At 41.6% G+C, this 21,771-nt stretch carries 27 protein-coding genes; 3 read left to right on the top strand and 24 right to left on the bottom strand.

Features of this window, described 5'->3' with window-relative positions:
- Positions 1-2 precede the first annotated feature (2 nt).
- The 6 genes from araD to Q7C19_RS03435 all read right to left on the bottom strand — a co-directional run bounded on the left by araD (position 3) and on the right by Q7C19_RS03435 (position 7,358).
- Entirely contained in the window at positions 3-701 is a 699-nt protein-coding gene (gene araD, locus Q7C19_RS03460) for an L-ribulose-5-phosphate 4-epimerase (protein ID WP_375091624.1), read from the bottom strand.
- Positions 695-2,386, bottom strand: a complete 1,692-nt coding sequence (gene araB, locus Q7C19_RS03455; protein ID WP_056060963.1) for a ribulokinase — start codon at positions 2,384-2,386, stop codon at positions 695-697. The genes araD and araB overlap by 7 nt, the downstream gene beginning before the upstream one ends.
- Positions 2,387-2,664: 278 nt before the next feature.
- Complete coding sequence (locus Q7C19_RS03450) at positions 2,665-3,918, bottom strand: arabinan endo-1,5-alpha-L-arabinosidase (RefSeq protein ID WP_375091623.1); 1,254 nt, start codon at positions 3,916-3,918, stop codon at positions 2,665-2,667.
- A gap of 217 nt (positions 3,919-4,135) precedes the next feature.
- Entirely contained in the window at positions 4,136-4,978 is an 843-nt protein-coding gene (locus tag Q7C19_RS03445; RefSeq protein WP_375092140.1) for a carbohydrate ABC transporter permease, read from the bottom strand.
- A gap of 72 nt (positions 4,979-5,050) precedes the next feature.
- Complete coding sequence (locus tag Q7C19_RS03440; protein WP_035408306.1) at positions 5,051-5,947, bottom strand: carbohydrate ABC transporter permease; 897 nt, start codon at positions 5,945-5,947, stop codon at positions 5,051-5,053.
- 67 nt (positions 5,948-6,014) lie between these two features.
- Positions 6,015-7,358: an ABC transporter substrate-binding protein gene (locus Q7C19_RS03435; protein WP_156358989.1), complete on the bottom strand. Its 1,344-nt coding sequence runs from the start codon at positions 7,356-7,358 to the stop codon at positions 6,015-6,017.
- A gap of 372 nt (positions 7,359-7,730) precedes the next feature.
- On the opposite strand from Q7C19_RS03435, the gene Q7C19_RS03430 reads away from it, so the two are divergent.
- Positions 7,731-8,855: a GntR family transcriptional regulator gene (locus Q7C19_RS03430; protein WP_047395681.1), complete on the top strand. Its 1,125-nt coding sequence runs from the start codon at positions 7,731-7,733 to the stop codon at positions 8,853-8,855.
- A 30-nt stretch (positions 8,856-8,885) separates the two neighbouring features.
- A complete protein-coding gene (locus tag Q7C19_RS03425) occupies positions 8,886-9,485 on the top strand; it encodes a DUF624 domain-containing protein (protein WP_035408312.1) in 600 nt (199 codons plus the stop codon).
- A gap of 859 nt (positions 9,486-10,344) precedes the next feature.
- Here Q7C19_RS03425 and Q7C19_RS03420 read toward each other — a convergent pair.
- From Q7C19_RS03420 to Q7C19_RS03335, 18 genes are all read right to left on the bottom strand, one after another.
- Positions 10,345-10,650 carry a hypothetical protein gene (locus tag Q7C19_RS03420; protein ID WP_375091622.1) on the bottom strand — a complete coding sequence of 102 codons (306 nt, stop codon included), beginning with the start codon at positions 10,648-10,650 and terminating at the stop codon, positions 10,345-10,347.
- Positions 10,651-10,741: 91 nt separating this feature from the next.
- Complete coding sequence (locus Q7C19_RS03415; RefSeq protein ID WP_375091621.1) at positions 10,742-11,311, bottom strand: suppressor of fused domain protein; 570 nt, start codon at positions 11,309-11,311, stop codon at positions 10,742-10,744.
- A gap of 41 nt (positions 11,312-11,352) precedes the next feature.
- Positions 11,353-12,060 (bottom strand): hypothetical protein, encoded by a 708-nt coding sequence (locus tag Q7C19_RS03410; RefSeq protein WP_375091620.1) that lies wholly within the window; start codon positions 12,058-12,060, stop codon positions 11,353-11,355.
- A gap of 98 nt (positions 12,061-12,158) precedes the next feature.
- Positions 12,159-12,539, bottom strand: coding sequence for a DUF5412 family protein (locus Q7C19_RS03405; protein ID WP_375091619.1), 381 nt, complete (start codon positions 12,537-12,539; stop codon positions 12,159-12,161).
- A gap of 188 nt (positions 12,540-12,727) precedes the next feature.
- Positions 12,728-12,979, bottom strand: coding sequence for a hypothetical protein (locus Q7C19_RS03400; protein WP_375091618.1), 252 nt, complete (start codon positions 12,977-12,979; stop codon positions 12,728-12,730).
- A gap of 32 nt (positions 12,980-13,011) precedes the next feature.
- Positions 13,012-13,257, bottom strand: a complete 246-nt coding sequence (locus Q7C19_RS03395) for a hypothetical protein (RefSeq protein ID WP_375091617.1) — start codon at positions 13,255-13,257, stop codon at positions 13,012-13,014.
- Positions 13,258-13,686: 429 nt separating this feature from the next.
- Complete coding sequence (locus tag Q7C19_RS03390; RefSeq protein ID WP_375091616.1) at positions 13,687-14,301, bottom strand: hypothetical protein; 615 nt, start codon at positions 14,299-14,301, stop codon at positions 13,687-13,689.
- Between the two features lie 175 nt (positions 14,302-14,476).
- Positions 14,477-14,911, bottom strand: coding sequence for a hypothetical protein (locus Q7C19_RS03385; protein WP_035408320.1), 435 nt, complete (start codon positions 14,909-14,911; stop codon positions 14,477-14,479).
- A gap of 33 nt (positions 14,912-14,944) precedes the next feature.
- Positions 14,945-15,703 carry a hypothetical protein gene (locus Q7C19_RS03380; protein ID WP_056061933.1) on the bottom strand — a complete coding sequence of 253 codons (759 nt, stop codon included), beginning with the start codon at positions 15,701-15,703 and terminating at the stop codon, positions 14,945-14,947.
- Between the two features lie 7 nt (positions 15,704-15,710).
- Entirely contained in the window at positions 15,711-15,878 is a 168-nt protein-coding gene (locus Q7C19_RS03375) for a hypothetical protein (protein ID WP_375091615.1), read from the bottom strand.
- A gap of 14 nt (positions 15,879-15,892) precedes the next feature.
- On the bottom strand, positions 15,893-16,897 hold the full coding sequence (locus Q7C19_RS03370) for a DUF2716 domain-containing protein (protein WP_375091614.1): 1,005 nt from the start codon (positions 16,895-16,897) through the stop codon (positions 15,893-15,895).
- A 58-nt stretch (positions 16,898-16,955) separates the two neighbouring features.
- Positions 16,956-17,438, bottom strand: a complete 483-nt coding sequence (locus tag Q7C19_RS03365) for a DUF2691 family protein (protein WP_035408322.1) — start codon at positions 17,436-17,438, stop codon at positions 16,956-16,958.
- A 22-nt stretch (positions 17,439-17,460) separates the two neighbouring features.
- Positions 17,461-18,093 carry a hypothetical protein gene (locus Q7C19_RS03360; RefSeq protein WP_375091613.1) on the bottom strand — a complete coding sequence of 211 codons (633 nt, stop codon included), beginning with the start codon at positions 18,091-18,093 and terminating at the stop codon, positions 17,461-17,463.
- 95 nt (positions 18,094-18,188) lie between these two features.
- Positions 18,189-18,587 carry a hypothetical protein gene (locus Q7C19_RS03355; RefSeq protein ID WP_375091612.1) on the bottom strand — a complete coding sequence of 133 codons (399 nt, stop codon included), beginning with the start codon at positions 18,585-18,587 and terminating at the stop codon, positions 18,189-18,191.
- Positions 18,588-18,673: 86 nt separating this feature from the next.
- Positions 18,674-19,279: a hypothetical protein gene (locus Q7C19_RS03350; protein WP_290749821.1), complete on the bottom strand. Its 606-nt coding sequence runs from the start codon at positions 19,277-19,279 to the stop codon at positions 18,674-18,676.
- A 46-nt stretch (positions 19,280-19,325) separates the two neighbouring features.
- Entirely contained in the window at positions 19,326-19,910 is a 585-nt protein-coding gene (locus Q7C19_RS03345; protein ID WP_052019043.1) for a hypothetical protein, read from the bottom strand.
- A gap of 1 nt (position 19,911) precedes the next feature.
- On the bottom strand, positions 19,912-20,634 hold the full coding sequence (locus Q7C19_RS03340) for a DUF2750 domain-containing protein (RefSeq protein WP_375091611.1): 723 nt from the start codon (positions 20,632-20,634) through the stop codon (positions 19,912-19,914).
- 31 nt (positions 20,635-20,665) lie between these two features.
- Entirely contained in the window at positions 20,666-21,205 is a 540-nt protein-coding gene (locus tag Q7C19_RS03335; RefSeq protein ID WP_375091610.1) for a hypothetical protein, read from the bottom strand.
- Positions 21,206-21,445: 240 nt separating this feature from the next.
- Between Q7C19_RS03335 and Q7C19_RS03330 the strand changes: the two genes are divergently transcribed.
- The gene (locus Q7C19_RS03330) at positions 21,446-21,685 is read left to right on the top strand and encodes a hypothetical protein (RefSeq protein ID WP_035408336.1); all 240 of its coding nucleotides are present in this window, start codon (positions 21,446-21,448) and stop codon (positions 21,683-21,685) included.
- The last annotated feature ends 86 nt before the right edge of the window (positions 21,686-21,771 follow it).

The raw sequence follows: 21,771 nt of genomic DNA, 5'->3' as shown, positions 1-21,771 counted from the left end.
TATCATTTCTGACCGTAGTAGGCGTTTGCTCCGTGTTTGCGCAAGTAGTGTTTATCTAAGATGCTTTGTTTGATGGGTGCTAATCCTGGATTCAGATTCAAGGCATGAATACCCATCTTGGCTACTTCCTCAAGTACGACTGCATTGTGCACGGCTTCATCCGCATGCTTCCCCCAACAAAAAGGTGCATGATTTGCGACCAGCACACCTGGTACAGCAACAGCTTCCAAGTGTAGTTCGTTCAACGTCTCAATGATGACGTTTCCGGTTTCTAACTCGTACGCCGTCTCGATCTCTTCATCAGAGAGTTCACGTGTACACGGAATTTCTCCATAAAAGTAGTCGGCATGTGTCGTTCCGAATGCAGGAATTGCTCGTTTTGCTTGCGCCCAGCTTGTCGCCCAAGGGGAATGCGTATGGACAATGCCTCCAATCTCAGGCAGAGCACGATACAAAGCCAAATGTGTTGGCGTATCAGAAGATGGACGTAGATCACCCTCGACAACATTGCCTTCTAAATCGACTACGACTAAATCATCTATCGTCATAGCGTCATAGGGGACACCACTCGGTTTGATAACGACTAAACCTGCATTTCGATCAATCCCACTGACGTTTCCCCACGTAAAGGTGACTAAGTCATGCTTTGGCAATGCTAGGTTCGCTTCAAGCACTTCTTCTTTTAATTGACGACTCACCATACAGGTTCTCCCTTCTGACGCGACGCTTCAGCTTTGATTTTCTTTAATCGCTTCATCACATCGTTTTCTCCACGACCGAAATAATCGTATAGTTTCGTATACTCAGCGAACAGCGCCTCATACACTTCAACGTTTTCTGGAATCGGAAGATATGTCTTTTCTTTTACACGTCCCATCTTCGTCGCTGCTTCCGTGATGGTGGCATAACCGCCTCGTTCTGCTCCTGCGGCTACGGCACCGAACATGGCAGATCCTAAAGCGGGGGTTTGAGAAGAGGCTGAAATCTTGATTTCCATGTTTAGAACGTCAGCATAAATCTGCATCATCAAGGCATTCTTCTCCGCAATTCCTCCTGCAGCGTATACTTCGTGGACGGGAACACCGCTTGTGCGGAACGCTTCGACAATCGTTCGCGTGCCATAGGCCGTCGCTTCGATCAATGCGCGGTAGATATCTTCTGGTTTTGTCAGTAATGTTGCACCTAGAAGTACACCCGTCAGATTTGTATCCACTAGTGTAGAACGATTTCCGTTCCACCAATCAAGTGCGATCAATCCATGTTCACCGACGCGTTGCATCGTTGCCTTATCGGTCAATAATTGATGCGTACTAACTCCTTGAAGAGTTGCTTCTTGCAAATAGTCACTTGGTACACAGTTTTCGATGAACCATTCAAAATGATCTCCGACACAGGACTGACCAGCTTCGTACCCCATATACCCTGGTAAGACTCCGTCTTCGACGATCCCGCACATACCGGGTACGACCTGCTCCTCTTCACCAAGCAGGATATGACAAGTAGAGGTTCCCATCACCATCAACAACTTACCGGGTTCCGTGATTCCAACGGCAGGTACTGCAACATGCGCATCAACATTTCCTACTGCAACGGCAGTTCCCGGAAGGAGACCGATTCGTTCTGCAAAGGATATCGTTAATTCTCCTGCTTTGGCCCCGATTGGTGCGATGTCATTGGAAAGCTTCTCTTCAACTACGTTCTCAAGTCGTGGATCTAACGCTTTAAAAAACTCATTTGAAGGATAGCCTTCCTGTTTGTGCCAGATCGCTTTATAGCCAGCCGTACAACTATTGCGTACCACTTTTCCAGTCAATTGAGAAACGACCCAATCCGTCGCCTCTAAAATTTCGTGAGCAGCCTCGTAAATGGAGGGTGCTTCGTTTAGAATTTGCCAGACTTTTGGAATCATCCATTCGGATGAGATTTTCCCGCCGTAACGCTTTAAAAAAGGTTCTTCGCGTTCAGTCGCAATACGGTTCAAAGCGTCTGCCTCGTCTTGAGCTGCATGATGCTTCCACAACTTCACATAGCTATGCGGATTATGTTGATACTCTTCATGGAAGCACAACGGATTTAAATCGGCATCGATCGGTAGAATCGTACAAGCTGTAAAATCGATGCCGAGCCCGATGACTTGTTCTTTCGTGATACCTGCCTCTTTGACAACTGCCGGGATCGTCATTTCCAGGACCTCTAAATAATCACGCGGATGTTGGAGTGCCCAGTCATGTTCAAGCCGTGTTTTTCCATCAGGCAAAAATTGATCCATCACTCCATGTGTGTATGGTTTGACTGCAGTCGCCACTTCGTGACCTGTTTCGACGTCAATCAAGACGGCTCTACCTGATTGCGTGCCATAATCAATTCCGATTGTATATTTCGACATTTCATCACCCTACTCCCAAAAAGAATACGCTTACATTTCAGAAGAAAAAATAAAGTGTGTGGGCACTCTCTTGTTTTCATCCGGACAAATAATCAAAATCCATGCAGAAAATTTAAATAAACAATAAATTTGTACGTATAACTTACACTATGATTGTATCAATTATTTAAGAATATGCAATCATTTTTCAGAAAAATACGCATTTTTTGACGTTTTTTTCTATCTATCAGATGATCAACCTTCTTTAATACATTCACTTGTCCGTACAAATGATGGGTTCAACGTCTTTTTGCCCAAACTGCTGTTCCATCCTTACTAAGACCTGTCATGATGATCGTTGATTTCCAATTTTCCCAATCCCATGCTGCACCAACTTGTAACTCGTATGTCTCCTGTCCTATGCGTAATTCAAGGATGCTTCCCTTTAGTTGCCATGAACCCTTCTTACCCAAAAGACTGCCATCCTTTTGCAACTTTAGCTTTCTTGATTGTTGCTGACCGTCATCAAAGCGCGGGAAAGCAATGATCTCCCATTCTCCAACGATCTGCTCTTTTTGAACATTGATTTTCTTTTCACCTGCGTATCGTTCGGGCGAAACCACTGGCCATCCATCTTTTGTCCAATACACTTTCCTCACCTGCAATTGCGACCAGTAGATATCTTCGCTTGGTCGAGCTTGATGAATAATAAAGGTATCTTTTCCATCCTGTAAAAATGCAGAATGACCAGTCCCCACATATCCCTCGTCTCCTTCAAAACGATAGGAGCCAACAATTTTTACACCAGTATCAAATGATTCATTTGAAGTATCACGCAAATCACGACCACGTGAATCAACGTAAGGTCCATTGATTGATTTCGAGCGCCCAATCCTTACATTATACGAATCTTCTAGCCAACCGTATGAAACCATCAAGTAGTAGTAACCTGTCTTTGCGTTGAAAAGAATTTCTGGGCCTTCAATTCCCATCGTCATATCTTTTCGCTTAGCCAGTAACTCCCCTTCTGATGACTTTTTCATCAGCTTTCCTGTATTCGGATTGATTTCCGTCAAGAAGATACCGCCAAAATAGGAACCATACGTCATCCACCATTTCCCCGTTTTATCTTGGAGCACATGAGGATCAATCGCGTTGACCGTTTTTCCATCTCCTTCTTTTGAGGCGATGACGACTCCCTGATCGTGCCATGGACCCTCAATATTTGAAGCGCTCGCCATTCCAATATACGAGGTACGACTCCCGACTTTTGAGACAGAATAGTAAAGGTAGAATGTATCCTTGATCTTCGTAATAGAAGGGGCCCAAAACGTATTTCCTCCTGTCCATTTGAATGCTTCTTGAGAGACTTCGTCAAATACACGTCCTGTAAATTGCCAGTTAATGAGATCGTTTGATTTTCGAATCTGGATGCCTGGTGTCGGTGGACCTCCTACCATATAATCTGTCGAAAACACATAATAGGTATCACCTTCTTTTATGATCGCTCCGTCATGCGCAAAGTTTGTAGTCCATTTCTTTTCCTGATTCAAAATATCAGGTTGTACGTCTGCGACTTCCTTATCGAATGGCGCTTTCGGTAATTCCAAATCTTCGAGAGACGCATTCGTAGACCACCAAAAAAAAGAGCCCCCTGCAATGAATAAGACAATGATCCCCATCGTCATTTTTTTCATATTGTTTTTTTCCTCCTTTAATCACAAACACCCGCCTTTACTTAAGACGGGTGTTTCATCTTTTCGTTACAGCTCAACCTTTAACGCCAGAAATGGCAATCGATTCGATGATTTGTTTTTGAAAGATCATGAAGACGATCAGCATTGGTAATAAGGCGACAACAGACGCGGCCATGATTAACGGATAATCACTTTGAATAGCATAGGATGCATTAAAGTTGGCGATGACCAATTGCAGGGTTTGTTTTTCGGGAGAATTGAGATAAAGAATCGGACCGAGATAATCGTTCCAAATCGCCATGAACCATAAAATCAATTGTGCGGCTACAGCGGGCTTGATCAATGGAAAGACGATTTTATAAAAGATTTGAAAATAGGAACAACCGTCAATTTTAGCCGCTTCGATGATAGAATTCGGAATACTGTTCAAGAATTGGCGTAAGAAGAAAATCATGAAGATATTCCCGAACAAACCAGGTACGATCAACGGAAGAAGGGTATCGACCCACCCGATTTCCGAGAACATCATAAACTGCGGAATCATCAGGACAGGATACGGAATCATGACAGACGCGAACAAAAGAAGAAAGATTTTATTTTTTCCTCTGAAATTCAACTTAGCGAACGCGAATGCCGCAAGACTCGAGGTGAACGTTCCAACGATCGTGACAGATAACGCGACGATCAAACTGTTCGATATACCAGACAACAGCGGACCCATATTCCAAATCTCCATATACTTATTGAACGATATGTCTGTGGGAATCCAAACCGGTGGAAGGGAAAACACTTCATCTTTTGACTTCAGAGAGGTCGATACCATCCACAATAATGGTGCGATCATGATGATTGCACCCATCGTAAGGAAGATGAAGACGAATATATCAGTAATTCGATCTTTTTTCTTCACGGACATCGTCTCTACTTTTTCTTTTTTACGGGTAAGGGCTAACTGCATGGTCATTCTCCTTTCTAAGGTATGAATGTCTCAATCCAAGTCAAATGATGATTTTTCGTTCATACGGAATTGGAACAAGGTAACGATGAAAATGAAAAGACCGAGAACGAGCGCCATTGCTGAAGCGTAGCCCAGCTGGAAGTTCCCGAAGGATTTTTGCCAAATGTAGAAGACGGCAGAAGCAGAGGAATACTCCGGTCCCCCTGTCGGCGTCATGACGTTGATTTCCGTAAAGATTTGCGCCCCACCAATAATATTTGTCACGATGATGAAGAAGGTGACCGGTTTAACCATTGGGAGCGTAATATACCAAAAGCAGTGCCACGCATTCGCCCCATCTAATTTTGCTGCTTCATAATACGAACGCGGTACACTCTGCAAGGCTGCCAAATACAAGAGCATCGTATAGCCAAGACCTTTCCAAATCGCCATAACGATCAATGCCGGCTTAACGGTATTGGCATTTTGGAGCCAGTTCGGACCATCAATACCAATCAAGTCCAAGAATTGATTCACCAAACCATAATCACCGTTATATGCCCACTGCCACAAAATCGAGACAGCCGCGATGGAAGAGATAACGGGAATGTAATAGATGACGCGGAACGTATTAGTACCAAAAATCCCTCGATTCAACGCGAGGGCAAGGAGAAGTGCTAATACGATGCCAATTGGAATCCCGATCATCATGAACAGCGTGTTGTACATGGCTTTATAAAAATACTCGTCTTGAAACACATTAATAAAATTTTCTAGTCCGATGAACTTCATTTGTCCGAGTCCGTTCCAGTTCGTGAATGCACCATAGAAGGAATACATTAACGGAATTAACGCAAATAGAAAGAACCCAATCACCGGAGCCGCAACGAATAGATAGGCATACCGTTGCTCCGTACGATATAACTTGGGAATCGGTTTTGTCTTCATTGTCTTCCATCCTTTCTACGCTAGAGATTCAGGTGGCGACTTACGCCACCTAAATCATCATCTCTAGTTAGTTCGCCTGTTTCTCTTGTGCGATGGCATCATCTAGCAACTTTTGCATTTTTGGTTGCTCTTTTTTTACATAGTCTTCAACTGATGTTTTTCCATCGAGTACAGGCTGGATGTTTTTGAAGAACTCGTCATACCATTCAGCAGTATACGTTTTTTCTGCCGGGAGACCACGTCCATAATCATTAATCAAATCAAGGAATTCCTGTTTGTTGGCAGGTTTGATTGATGTGTCCTCCACCCAAGTTTTTGCGATTTCCATGCTGTTTGGTAACTGAACTTGCGCATCCACTAAAGCTTGTTGCCCTTCTTGGTTAGCAGATAAGTACATAGCCAGTTCTGTTGCTTCTTTTTGATGTTGCGTCGTTGATCCTACACCAATCCCGAGTGAGCCGACCCACCCTGCTGGTTTACCTGTTGATCCCGCTGGCCACGGAAGAAGGTCATACTCAAACTTCAATTGATCTTTAAAAGCTGCCATATCCCAAGGACCAACAGGGAAAAACGCAAGTTGTCCTTTCATCCAGCGTTGATAGGTATCGAGTGTTTGTGATTCTCCGATTGATGGAGTGATTTTATGCTTTAGTTGCTGGTCTACGAAAAATTGGAGAGCTTCGATGAATTTTGGATCGTCAATCGTTACTTTCGTTCCCTCTTCGTTGATCCAATCTGCTCCGTTGCTCCAAACGAACGGTTGCAATGCCCAGTTCACATTAAATCCTGTACCGTACTGATCCATTTTTCCATCGCCATTCGTATCTTTCGTTAACTTTTTAGCTACTTGAATGAATTCGTCCCATGTGTACGGTTTGTCCTTATCCGGAAGCGGTACCTTCGCTTTCTCGAACATCGTTTTATTATAGCCAAGCGCAAATGGTCCTAAATCTTTGGGTAGACCATATATAGCCCCTTTACCAAGTACCTTTCCATCATAGCGGTACTTATCGACCCCTTTTTTCCAGATGTCTTCTAACTGGATGTCTTTTGATCCTTCGACGTTCTTTGTAATATCTAGTAGTACACCTGAGTTCACGTAAGCTTTGACTTGAGCCGGATTGTAAAAGAAGACATCTGGCACTTTCCGTCCTGCAATTGCAGATTTTAATTTCGTATCATATTGATCTGGAGCTGTTTGTACCATTGTCACTTTAACGTCTTTATTGGCTTCTTCAAACCGTTTTACTGTTGCTTTGTACGCTTTTAATTCTTCAGGATTCCCGCGAAACATGAATGTGAGTTCGACTTTCCCGTCAGCACTTTTGCCATCTCCCGAACAACCAGCTAATGCTATCGATGTAGTCATCAAGGCAGTCATGGTTAGCGCAAACATTTTCTTTGATTTAATGTTCATTGTGAATTCCTCCATTGATTTAGTTTTCAGTGTCAAAGCGGAATTAAGATGTACGTACATATTTATTTAAGTAAAAACAATGTTTTTTATAGCGAAGCCCACACAACGCTATAAGAAAGACAATTAAAACGAGTTAAATGAACAATGAAAGCGTTTTCTGCACAATTTGAGTCTATTACACACATTCGGACATGTCAATTCGATTTTTTGTCATTTATTTCTTTTTTGTACGTACATTTAATTAGTATATCTATTGATTTTCTCTTAAATCCATAGCAAACCGGACAAATATTTGCTAATATGTAAGTACTATCACATCTTGTACGGATAAGTTTGCTGTTACAAGAGAGAAAGCAGGGACGCCTCATGGCACAACGGACAAAATATAGTATCGTTAAAGATCATATTCTCGATTGGATTAAAGATGGCACAGTACGTCCGGGCGAAAAAATTCCTCCTGAAAGTGAGCTTGTACAATCCTTTAAAGTTAGTCGCCACACGATTCGTCAAGCAGTTGGAGAACTTGTAAATGAAGGATATCTGTACCGCGAACAAGGATCAGGAACTTACTGCTCTCAAGTACTTCCTACACTAGAAGCTGAGATAACTGAACGTGCTAATAATGGAAAAAATATCGGTGTCATTACAACGTATATGTCTGATTACATCTTTCCATCTATCATTCGAGGAATTGAATCGCATTTAGCTTCAAAAGGGTATACGCTGACACTTTCGTGCACAAACAATGATGTAGACAAAGAACGTCAATGCCTCGAAATGATGTTAGATCGTCAAATTGATGGATTAATTGTTGAACCCACTAAAAGTAGTAACTATAATCCGAACATCAAATACTATCTAGAACTTGAGCAGCAAAACATTCCCTATTTGATGATCAACCAATATTACTCTCAACTAATGCCTCCTCATCTTATGATGGATGACGAAAGAGGTGGATTTTTAGCAGCGGAACATCTAATCAACCTTGGTCATGAACGGATCATAGGCTTGTTTAAGACGGATGATTTACAGGGTGTTTATCGAATGCGTGGATTCCTTCGTGCGTTTCGTGAATACAACATTCCTTTAGAGCCAGAATTAATCATTACCTATACAACGGAAGAGTTAATTCCAAGTTTTTATGATTCGATTGGACGTCTCTTTGAAAATGGAAAGCATCGACCAAGTGCTGTGGTTTGTTACAATGATCAATTGGCATTAAGTGTCTTGGATCAGTTACGGAAGCTACATCTATCTGTTCCTCGAGATGTCTCTCTCGTGGGTTATGATGATTCCGTACTTGCAGTGGCAACGGAAGTGAAATTGACTTCTATCATTCACCCGAAACAAGAACTTGGACGCGCTGCAGCAGAACGGATTATTGCAGCGGTGGAAAAAAAAGAAGCCCCTCCATCTCACATTTATGAACCGGAATTAATTATTCGTAACTCAACAGCACCATTCAATCGTCTCGAATCTAAATCTAGTTAATTTTTGAGCAGAACTTCGGGGGAGGTACTTATGAACTTAAGACATGAACAAAACAAACTATTCCAGCTACTTGAATTCACTACTGGACTCGTACAGTTGAACTTCATTTTTTTTATCACCCTTTTACCAGTCATCACGATTTTCCCAGCTCTTTATGCACTAACTGCCGTCACAAGACAGTGGTCAGTTCATCAAGATTACAGTGTTTTTCGAGCCTACATTCGTTTTTTTAAAGAAGCGATGCAATCCCATTTTAAATTCGGCATTTTGTGGACCTTCATCTTACTGTTTTTACTTTTTGATTTTTTAATCATTCGTCACTTAGAGACAGGACAGACCTTCTTATTTACGAGTCTTTCAATCGTCAGTCTGTTCTTCTTGGCTATTTCCGTTTTCTTATTTCCGATTCTCTCGCATTACGACTTGAAAAAAAGGGATGCCCTTAAGCTAGCCCTTTTTAGTCTAGTACGCTATGGATACATTTTATTGTTTTCATTTCTTCTACTAGCAACATTGAGTGTCTTAACATATCAATCACCACTTTATTTACTGTTCGGCTTTTCATTTGTTATTTTTCTTACTACCAAACTGTATTTGCATCAATTGGATCGCGTGATGCTTGAATCTTAATCGTTGTTGGATCAGAGCTCTCACAATTACAACATATCTGTTTTCTTGGTATGAATTTTAATTTTAAAACATCAAGATAAACCCTCATTTCGTAATTGAAATGAGGGTTTATCTACAATCTGAAAAGTGCAAGTTTTCTCAGTTAAAAGATACCTTGCACTTTTCTTTAATTACTCATCAACTATTTTTACATGTTTGTAGAGATAGCAACCTAGAACAATTTCATCCACACTTGATATAGAAGAAATAAAAGTATTTTTTTCATGGCTTAGTACATAAACATATTCCCATAAGACAGTAGTAACGACTGGGAGAATGACTCCTTTAACATCATCTAATAAATATTGAAAAGTGTCATCTGCAGCAAGTCTTTGTGCTTTTCTGGAGCTACGATTAGTAAATTGTTCGCTTCTGTAGTCTCTTCAAAAAATTCTTCGTTTCGAAAGCCTGCCAAAAAAATTGTTCGTCCAAATGTTACTGTTCCTCTACAGCCTTGACCATCATTCGTACTGTAATGATCACCATCACACGAATGCTCATAAGCAAAATCGAGGTTATTCGCGACAAAGATAGCATGGGCGATTGAGGCAAGAATACATCCCTACCGTATGTTTTGACGATTCCATCCAGAATCCACGATTTGATTCTTATTCATTCATACCTGCTGTTTTTAAAACAGTTACGGAAATTCTCCTTCTTCACTTGACGAGTTCAAGCATCCACTTCATTCAATGAAAAAAACAGAAGAGTTAACTTAAAAACCTTCAGTATCTTCCCTATTACGGAACACCTGCTGTATTAACTTGCTTTTGCTAAGAAACTAGATGAAATACTGTCATTTTGCGATATAGTCAAAACTTTAGTTGAAGTGTTTTCTATCCTTCTGATGATAACTATTCTCGATACTTTGGAGTTCTTTCACCCAATCACGAATATCTTCCTCACAATGAAGATATTCGGTAGGATTATTGAGCATGTCCATGCCATATACTTTTGTTAAGCCTCGGAAAACTAAAATATCGTAATCTGTAGTCTCCCAACCCTCTTCATTCTCTGATATCATCATCCATTTGTAAGCCCATTCTGAAGCTTCTTCCCTTAGTAGTTGATTTTCTAAAACCAATTCTAATTTCGATATGATGTCATGTATACGAGGCTTCTTCATTTGATTCTCCTTTATTCTCTAAACCTCTAGGATTTTTAATCAGATCGTGTATGATTGATGTTTTGTCTTTCAAATAACTATCAATAACCATTTACACGAGTGATTTACGATTAAAATCTACTAACTCATCTGTCTCAAACAAAAGATCTTCGAATCGATCCGCACCGTGTTTTTCAATGTACTTTTCCTCAGATTCAAAAATCGGTACAAACCATACTGGCAAAACGGTGTCAGGCTCGCCTCCAACATTAGAATCTGTTTCAAATAGGCAGAAGGATTCATCAAAGTACACAGGACTTGTGACATAAACAGATGAGAACTGATACTTTTCAAATATCCCTTCAGGGAGTGGATAGTATTCTGCTGCATCAAATGCATGTCCTGTTCTCATAGCGTATTCAGCCAATTGCCAGAGTAGAAAAATGATCTCATCCTGAACGTCTGGTTGTTCTGCTGACATCATTATTTCTTGATGCATCAGTGAACCGTCTTCCATTCGAAGTGTATGAAAAAGTAATCCAAGGGATGCAATCGTATAGATTTCCTTAAATGGCGCATCTTTGAATTTCAAGATTTGGACGTTCTTTTGTTCAAGTTCCTCGATTGGAAATGCTTCCGTGAATTCTCCACAATGCTTTTCTAAATGATCAAGATAGTTCATTAAATCAACCTCCATTAAATAAAATTTATGATTATTTGCTTCTAATTGCTGCGTTCATATTCAAAAATCGCCCACGGAAGCCATAAGACTGCTTCTGTTGCCTCGCCTAATTCATTACAATAATCTGAGTAACGATCCGCTTCTTCGAACGTATGGATTAAACCATGGCTGTTTAATGAAAAGTTAAAATAGTGACTGAAATCGCGTTCCAGTCCGTTACACAAATACGAATGAAATGATCTCGAATCAAATCCTAACACTTCGTACCCGATTATTTGGGCTCCCTCCATATTAACTGGAAGTTGCCGTTGCAAGATTTTTTCTACTCCATAAGGCTCAGGATTTTTACTACTAAAAGCCGTTACGTCATCAAGGAAATCCACTCTATACTGTTCGGGCAAACCGATGCTGATGAGGCGTATGTCAGGAAGATGATTCAAAAAACGATCTACGAACGTTTGCGCAGCATCTAAGTTAGAGAACACTTGAGGAAACAACACATCTCCTGTCTTCCGATGTTCTTCTATCCATTTTTCAAGTAACTGAAAGGTGTTAGATGAAAGACCGAGTTGCTCCATATAACGGTCTTTCTTTACTTCCGAGTTTCCCCATAAGATACTGATATCAGGATAATGCGTACAGATACATTCACTTACGGATAGGACGGATTCAGGAACAATCTTTTTATCCATGTACTCCTTTCGAAGGGTTGGTAGGATAAGATAATATCCTGCAGATAGGTAGTTCATGAATTGGCTCCTTGTCATGTAAAATGAATTCAATGAGTGTATGTAATGGATTTGATATTCTAATTTGCTGAATGAATACTATTATCCCCATGTTCCTCTTAATCTGCTTCGTATATCCCCTCTCTGAAGTCATACACTTGACTCCATATCTTAATCTTAGTGCCATTGATCGTCACCGTATCTTTTGTCCATTTGACTTCTTTTATTTCTCGACAAGGATACTCCCAGTACATTCTGCGCTTTTCTCCGTCCTTGTTCTCCATGATGCCGAGCATTGCAAAATCCACCGTCGCGCCACCATTCGCGCGGTAAAAGCGAATCGTATACGCCTGATCGGGCGAGATACTTTTTGAGATATAGTCTTCTTTTGGTACAACATTAATATCAACCAAGAAAAATAGTCGATAGATCATCCACACGACATATATCGAAAGACTTACACCTGCTATGATTCCCGTTATCTTCAGTTTTTTTCTCACTTTTCAAAACTCCAATTTATATATATTCTTTAATATTCAATCGTTTAGTCGCCCCAAAAGCAAATCAACGCGTTCTGATAGACGAACGCGATACACATCCGCTTCAACAATTCTAAAAATTGATGTAATTCCATAATTTGCTTATCTGACTTATGCATCATCCAATGCTCACTCGCATAATACTTCGTTTAATTCATCAACCATGCTTTCTTCGGTGTGCAATAGCGTTGAATAAGCAGCTCACAAATTCCGATCAACTCGTTCACTTCTCTCGCTAAGAACAACTTATCGCCGTAAGGATCGAGATCAATCAAGAGGTCACAGCGATTAGATGTCCTTGCGAAGTCTTCTTTCAAAAAGCGTTGGACGTGAATCGGAAATGAGAGAATCTCTTTTTCGTTTTTTGGAACTTCTTTTAGACTCGTACTAATCCCAAACATGATCGTCCTCCCTTTTATCATCCGACCGGATGTCAATCATAGTAGTCGATGCCGTCTCCTTTCGGAAGAAACGCTTTTACCTTGTCTTCAGTATCAAAACAAGCTTCATTCGAAAACAGGTAATAGCCCATGAAATCATGCTCCATCGTGATGAATGACATCTCTTTTGTCGCACGAATGACAGGAACGATACGTTCTTTTTTGAAAAACCATCCTTTGACCATTTTCTGCTCAAACGTCAGGAGATTCGTAAACGATATGAAATAAAAATCGTTCACAGCTGCATACCAATACGTTTCGTCAGCAGATGCTCAAGTTCGCTCGCATCGTTCACTTGAACGCTATAAAAAGGGCTGCTCTTATCTGGTTGAATCTTTGTATATAACAGATTTTCCTTCTGAAAAAATGGTTCCACTTCTTCATTGGTAAAACCACCGCCGAACGTAACAAATAGCGGAAAGCGATTCAGACGCGTCAAAAAATGCTTCAGTACATCGTTCGAGTCACGTTGATAGTCTCGTTTCTCGTCATTCGGAAGACATCCCATCGAATAAATCGACTTAATAGCACTCAGTGGGTCAATTTCGAGATAACGGGTCTTTGATCACTTTTGCATGATTCGTATGTTCTTCGAAATCGATGTATAACATGGAAATCCCTCCGCGCACTCTGTTTGATCCATCTGCATCATCTAACTGCTTGTTTCATCAATAGAATTCAATGGTACCGTCGTCAGGAAAGATTGCTTTCACCTTGTCCTCGGTATTAAAACAGGCTTCATTCGAAAACAGATAATAGCCCATGAAATCATGTGCCATCGTGATGAATGACATCTCTTTTGTCACATGAATGACGGGCACGGTACGTTCTTTTTTGAAAAACCATCCTTTGACCATTCTCAGCTCAAACGTCAAGAGATTCGTAAACGATATAAAGAAGTTTTCGTTCACAGCCCCATACCAATAGGTCTCATCTAGCAACAGCTCAAGTTCGCTCGCATCATGCACCTGAACGCTATAGTATAAGTTCTTATTTGGTCGAACCTTTGTATACGATAGATCGTGCTTTTGAAAAAACGGCTCGACCTCCTCGTCCGTAAAACCTCCACCGAACGTGACGAAAATCGGGTAGCGATTGAGACGCATCAAAAATTGTTTTAAGACTCGATTTGAATCGCCTTGATAGTCTCTTTTAGTTTCCATATCCGGTAGACAACCCATTGAATAGATGAAGTCGATACGTTCTGGTCGATCAACGTACAAGTATCTATCCTTAAACACTTGTGCGTGATTCATATGCTTCTCAAAATAGACATATAACACGATTCCACTCCTCCCTCAATCACTTTATTACCGCTCGATTTCATCTTCTGGAAACAGTGCTTCTATTCGATTACTGGCACTACTCTCTTTTTTTAATTAACCCCTGTCTTACTTTTGTCATTTCAAACTTCAAAGTGAACCTTTTAAACCAAAGCCGCTATGAATCAGCGGCTTCTTAGTTTTCACTCTGTTTCGTGATTAAAATATGCGTTCTTTCAGGAATCTCAATGTCTTCTAACTGATCAAGTGCCAATGATAACGTCATACTTTTCACTTGCGGATCGGACTCTTCCCCAATCCAACAGGTATACAATTCAAACGATTCGCCCTCGTCTAAGAAGTCACTCATGAGCGTAAACAAATAACGCAGCTTTTCTTTCGATTCCAGTGCAATTTCGGAATCAAAAGGTTCAACGATCTCGATGCCCCAGTGACTCGAAATTTCATATACATACCATTTATGAAAATGCTTCGTTTTTACTTCATACAGACAGTCTTGATCCGCAAAACAGGGGCCGATATATAAAGGAACGGTTTCACCTTTTTCATCTAAATTGAGATACTGTTCAGGAATTTGTCTCTCCATACAGATATATGATGCTAAGCTCATTATGCTTCCTCCTTCTGTGTGATGTTTACATCATTAATTGAAAGACGTCTTTCCATTGTCTATCTTTCCAAAATGCGCGATTTTTCCATTCGTACAAAAGTGATCGAGCATGCCAAATCGATCCGTTGCATCGCGAGTCACGATGAAATTGTAGGCCATCAATAACGAGAATTCAGACATGAAGTTCTCAAGCGTTTGCTGCGTGGGACGTGCATCTTTCGAAAATAATCTTGACGTAACTTCCTTTCGATTCAGCAAATGCAATACATGTTCTTCAAACACCGCTTGCCAATTGGAATCGTGCAACGTCATCACATGAATCGAATCATCATTTTCTAAAATATCTCGACCACAAAAGACGACCTCGACTGGAAACGTGGCATGTGGTAAAACCGCATTGAAAAAGTTCTCATATTCTGTCCCTACGTCATCGAGCTCTTCATATGCGACTCCATACATCGAGACACAATCGTTCGTAACCCGGACGATTCCTTGTCCTTGTTTTTGGATGATGAGCGTCACCTCTGCTTCAGTTGCCATTTCTTGCTGTTCGATGACAAGATGTTCGAGAAGTCGGTCAAGCTTCGCGGCATCGGTCATGATGAAGTGGGAACGAACCGTCCAATCCGATAAATCATGAATATTTGGATTCTGCTTGAGTGGTCGTTCTAGTAACTTCACTTCAAACGGATACGAATGCTGACTTACTTGAAGACGGACGAGGTCTTTCCAATCGTCACGTGGCAGCAGTTCCCGGAACACATCGACCCAGTCGTCCCGTTCGACTAGCATCCTATTCTTATTTTTCATCTTTCATCCGACCTTCTAGTTTGCTACAGAGATAACCCACGATATGTTCATGCGTCGTCCGTTCTTCGAGATCATCATTGTCGACTAATTCATTGATTGTCTCCGAGATGATCTGCCATAATGCGGTTACTTGATACTCGTCGTATGGTGTTCTCACTTCCGGTCCTCCTTTTATCCTCTCCGGATTTCGTTCATAAAATTGTCCGTCCCTTGGAACGCAGTAATTAGATCTTCTCCAAACAACGTGATGCTACCCTCCCACGGGTGACCGAGGTAACCCCAGCGAAAATCACGAGCGATGAAAAAGGAGTAATCGCCATCTGGAACTGCTGGAATCATCCAGTCTCCTTCTTCATTTCGAAGAAACGGACGTCTTGGGTCGATCCAATACCCTTGATGATTCCAATCGAGTGCCATGACACGTTCCCCTTCAACAGTCATCTCGGTCAGAATATGCTTTAACGTTTGCTCAATCTCTTCGCGTTTCTCGTAATCCACTTTGTATGTAATGAACGGACTCGGGGCATGGTATGAGGAGAAAACTGTCGTACTGGGTGCGAATTGAAATTGTTGATCAATGACGTGCCATACCTTCTCATCCTCCGCTTGCGTCATCGGAATCCAGCTCCATGGTTTACCTTCATCAATTAAATCGAATAGCGCTCCTTCAGGGTATAGAACGGTGTACGCTTCTCCTTCTGATATCGCGATGATCAGTTCGCCTTGCACATCATGTTCCTTTATCCCTTCAAAAATCAGAGAAACGGCTGCCTCGACATCAAGGACATAGTAAAAGATATTCGTCGTGCCACTTCCTATATCTCCCCCTTCACAGTAGCCGTTTCCTGTATGAAGCAGACCTTCATCGATTATCTCTTCCATCATATGGCGACGCTCGAGTGCTGCTTCTGCCTGACCCTCGTCATAAGGAAACTGGACGACTAGTTCCCGGTAATCTGCCTCGTTCAGCTCGCGATAGCCTTGACGTTCAAACTTCTCGATCAGCTGCAAAATCTGTACACCTAATCGTTTGAAGCGCGAGACACGCATCTGTCCTATGTCTTCCGCTCTCACCCACTCTCCAACGATTCCTTGATGTTGAATGATGAGGCGTCCCTCCGTATAGATTGTTTGGTAGAGTGTATCCGAGCCGCTTTGTTTTGTCAGTTGGATCATGAGTGGTTTCGCTCCCTTCCATCACAATACGTTTATATCTGCTAGTACGAATAACGTCCTATTCTGACCATACCGACAAACGAGTGCGAGGATCATTGTCATCGGTCACCCACTTAATTCCGGTATATCCACGTCTCACGGCGTTCTCATAAAATGCTTCAGATACGTGCTGCTCCTTACAATAAATATCGACGTACGTGCAGTCATACACCAACATCGCGATGTGACAATTGCTTTCCTGAAACCACTCATACGTCATTCCTACTTCTTCAGTCTGACCACTTTGAAAAGCAAACAATTCAGCAAAAATCAGGTAATTGCTTGGTCCCCTTAGCCATTTCGCTAGTTCATGTCCTGTCGCTATCCGATCGATTGAAAACTCTTCTAAACTGTCATACAAGTCCCCATCCATGGTTTGGATCGGAAAATCAAAGTTACGAAGAAACCAGTCATACGCTTTCATTTCAATCGCACTTAATATGTCGAGCAAGACACGTCCCGGTTCATTCGAGATTTTAAACGATACGCCACGCAGACTCATCAAATTCCTTCTTTCTACATTGTTATAAGAAGGCTGCCGTATAAAAACACTGTAGTTCCTGTTCTTCACTCGAACTTCCCCACGTGCAGATGGCATAACCTTGTGCGGTCAGTGTCGTGACCATCTCGACGACTGGCAAACCTCCACTCTCTGTTAAGCCGATGTCGAGCACCTGATCAAGTAACTCCTGACAGTGTGACGGTCGATCATGATTTCCACAAATAATGGTATACATAGCTGGAGAATCACTAATCATCTCGATGGCTGTTGTGAGCTGTTCGATACCAAATTCAGCAATCCCAACGTAGTACGCTTCTTTGCCCACTTGAACCGGTACTTCTATTCGGGAGGTGAATCCATCGAGCATCTCTTCTCGTTCGAGTAGACGCCACAGTTTGTAATAATCAAAGATTCTTTTGGATTGGAACTGATTTCCGACACACACTACTACATAAAAGCGATAGGTACTCAACGCATGCTTTTGCTTTAGCTCATCACGGAACATCTCACTACTGATTTGTTTGAATTGGACGATGTCTTCTGGAACCAAAAGCATCTCACCGACCACACATAGACAGCGAATTGATGAACTCGCATCCGCAAGCCATGGAAAGATGCGTGTCGCATCGATATGCTCTTCAAGATACGTTTTCATGAAGCATCTCCTTTTTTAATCCCACTGACATGTCACGCTTTGATTGGTTTCAAATCGTAGATGTACGAGTTCATTTGTTTTGAGATTAGACAGTTTCAGCGAACTTTGAGCTTTATTCGTATAAGGCAATTCGAATCTGACACCTTCGATTTTTTCAATAAAAAATATGCCCAGTGCTGATTGTATTCATTCTCGGACAGAACATCCCATAACGCATCCTCACAATGATTCGCCTCGTAGACATATAATTTCATGACCGTGTTCTCCGCTATCACGGATAACCCTGCGAATACGGGAGGGTTTGGAATTAGCGGTTTTTGAATGACCAAGGTATAGCCCTCTTTCAGAAGGCGATCTAATTGTTCCCGGCTATCCGGAAGCTCCTCTTCGATGACGGAAGCCGGCAGTTCTCTGATGCGAATCGGCAGACCCACTTCATATTCAAAGGGATCTTCGAGAGCGAGTAAGTCTTCATGGGAATAGATTATTTTCATGAGATCATCCTCACATTCTTTTGTACAATGCATTAAAATTCTATCAGGATAGTTCTTTAAATGGGTCTGGTATTTCTTTGTTTCATTTATAATATGTAGCCATCTCCATCATTGGCGTTATTCTCGAGTTTACGTTTGTATTTGCTTCGAAGATATAATAAAAGTATCAATCCTGTTCCAATTGACAGAATCGGAAATAGATGTGGGATGTACTGCTCTTGCCGAAAACTGATATGCATTAAGAAATAATCGACGAAACAGAGGACACGTAGCCACATCGGAAACTGATCTTTACTAAGAAACGCTAAGAACATCAGAGCGATACCGATACCTAATACAACAAACGGTAATATAGTGAACGGTGTCACTAACTGGAACAGACCGAGACCCAGAAGAAGATATGCGAGCCAGGACGTCCGGCGGCGAAATTTCTCACGCTCTTTCCGTCCGGGTTGCATCCCGTAAATATCATCCTGCCTGTATCCTTCAGCCTGTTTCTCAGCAATTAATTCCTTCAGTCGTCGTTTAGCTTGACGCCGAAATGTATATCGTTCTTCAATTGAATCACTGACATCCTGATCGATTTTCCATTGTTCGGTGACACCGTGATACATCTGGATTGTTCGACCGTCCCGGTACATGAACCAGAAATAGATGATGCCATCCACTTGCTTACTGAGCGTGACAATCATTAAATTATCATCCTTATCAATTGAATTAGTCTTCTGTAGCAATTTTTTAAATAGAAGCATGGTTCGGCTGTTCCGCTAGAAAATCCGTTTGATTGTATCTGTTTTGGACATAAAACAATAGGAGTGTACCCGTTCCAATCGCGAAACCAGCATATAACCCCTCTCGGTATTCAATGTTCATGACACAGCAACTGATGAAACAAACCGTGCGTAGCCAGCCCGGTAAATAGTCTTTACTGAAAACGACCATTCCCATTTGAAGTAACGCAAACACTGCGATGATAATTGGAGAGACGAGAAAAGGCATCACTACCAGAAACAAACCGACACTAATCAGCAGAGACGCGAGTCCTATCATTCGACGCTTGAACGTCTGTCTTTTCTTGCGGTTCGGTGTCAGTCCGAATACGTCCTCGAATATGTATCCTTCTGCCTGTTTTTCCGAAATCCACGTATTCATCCGACGTTTCGCTTGATATCTGAACAAGTAGCGCTCTTCCATCACTTGTTTCATATCGTCCTGATGAATCTCGTTCATGACACCGTGATACGTATACAATTTTCGTCCATCGCGATAGATGAGCCAAACGGCTGTCATTCCATCGACTTGTTTATGAAGCGTCCGAATCATGTTAACCCTCCAGATCTGCTAGGACATCTTCTGGATCCAGCTCAAGTCCAACGAGCTCCGGTCCCCAGTTCAAGCCACAATACAGTCCATCGTCAATCATGTTCGGCAACCAGCCATCCATGAATAGATCCAAATCCAAGCGAATCAAGTGATAGTCCGCCCATTCCTTCGTCTGTAGCGCTTTCGCCGCTGATTTCGACGAAAAGAATAACAATACATCCGATTCCTCTTGATTCGAAGGACAATAGGCCCAACCCGACTGTTCAAATTTTGATAGACCATAGACGGCGCCTGTCTCGATGACCGTTTGTACGAAGAGTTCTGCTTGTTCTGCACTGCGATCCACTTGTTGTTCCTTTTCAATGAATATCTTCAACGTTGGTGCTACCGAAAATAATTCTTGTTCCTCATGATCCCATAAGACGATTGTCTCTGTATCCGGAAGCTGATACCCGAGTTCGTCACCTGTTCCGTCATGTGCGATTCGTAAGAAACCGGATGGGTAGTCCTCCGCATCCGTTGTGTTAACACGAACAAGGTCGTCCCATGTCCGCTTGATATACTGCTCGTCCTTGATCGGATGAAACTCCCATTCGCCGATGCTGAATTTATTTTCGTGCTTGTAACTATTTCGTAGTTCTTTCGGAAGCTTAAAGCCAAGTTCTTCTTCTACCTCTTGTAATCTCTCTTCAGTAACACCTGGTAAACCGATTTGATATGTCATCTATGTGACTCCTTCTTATACATTTTTGTCTTTAATTTTTTCGGTTAAAGTTTTTCCCTTCAGGATAGAGCCCGGTCAAGCGTCTGCCATAATGAACTTTTGCCTGCCCCATCCGAAGCCGTGTCACTCCATACTGTTTCTTAAAATATTCAATGACGGGTTGGACGATCTGAGATGGTTCGAGGACATGAAGGACGAATTCGATGGCTTCCGGACCATAATCATCCTCAACAAAATAACCGTTGCCGATTTGAAAAAGAAATGTATGAAGGTCGTCTTCGATATTCGAACGATGCTCAAAGATGATGTCATACTCTGTATCCTGACAAAAGATTTCGACGACAATCTCATAGTAATCTGCTTCTTGAACGGCGGAGTAACCGTCTTTTTCTTTCTCAGCTACGAGCTCCCGAATGTAGGCATCCAGATTGAAAAATCGCGAGAACTTCTGCTCGCTCATTGCTTCTTCTAACCGCTCTCCCATAATGCCGTGAAACGTGTAAAGTGTCCGTCCATCCTTCTCGAACAACCAAAAATGATTATGACCGTTGATTTGTTTAATGAGTTGCATATTGTCACACGATCCCTTTAAGTAATAAGTCGATGAAATTTATAATTTCTTGTCATTTGTTGTTTTCTTGAAAAATCAATTTCTCTTCTTCATTATAAAAGCCATAACCATTTATGGGAATTTTTATTTATTCATATGATATATTCCATTTTGATTACAATTTTAATTTAAAACACTTTTATGTAAGCGTTATCATTATACTGTATACGGTACTTATTCTTTATTTAGGAGTTGAATCGAATGGATACGGTCATCAGTCATTATTCGAAATTCAAATGTCCACGTTGTCGCGAGAAATTCAAGGATGAGATTCTCATTGAAGATTTACATAGTGTAGCGTACGAAGACCGGCGCTTAGGTCTCGAAATCCAGTATGACTTTTCTTCGGAAGTCGCTTGTCCGAACTGCCATCATCAATGGCTCATTGAAGGCAATGTCTGGGAGTATCCTGAAGGCGTCATCGATGCCATCGAACTATAGTGCGACCAACATGAAACACTTCCCTTTTTCTTAAGTAAGCTACATATGAAGTGTTGCCTTGATGTACACTATCGGTAATACAGAAC

Origin of the sequence: Exiguobacterium sp. PHA03, from assembly GCF_041945985.1 — a bacterium.
Classification (GTDB): Bacteria; Bacillota; Bacilli; order Exiguobacteriales; family Exiguobacteriaceae; genus Exiguobacterium_A.
Note: the sequence above shows the minus strand (reverse complement) of the source record. Positions and strands in the feature narration are given on the sequence as shown.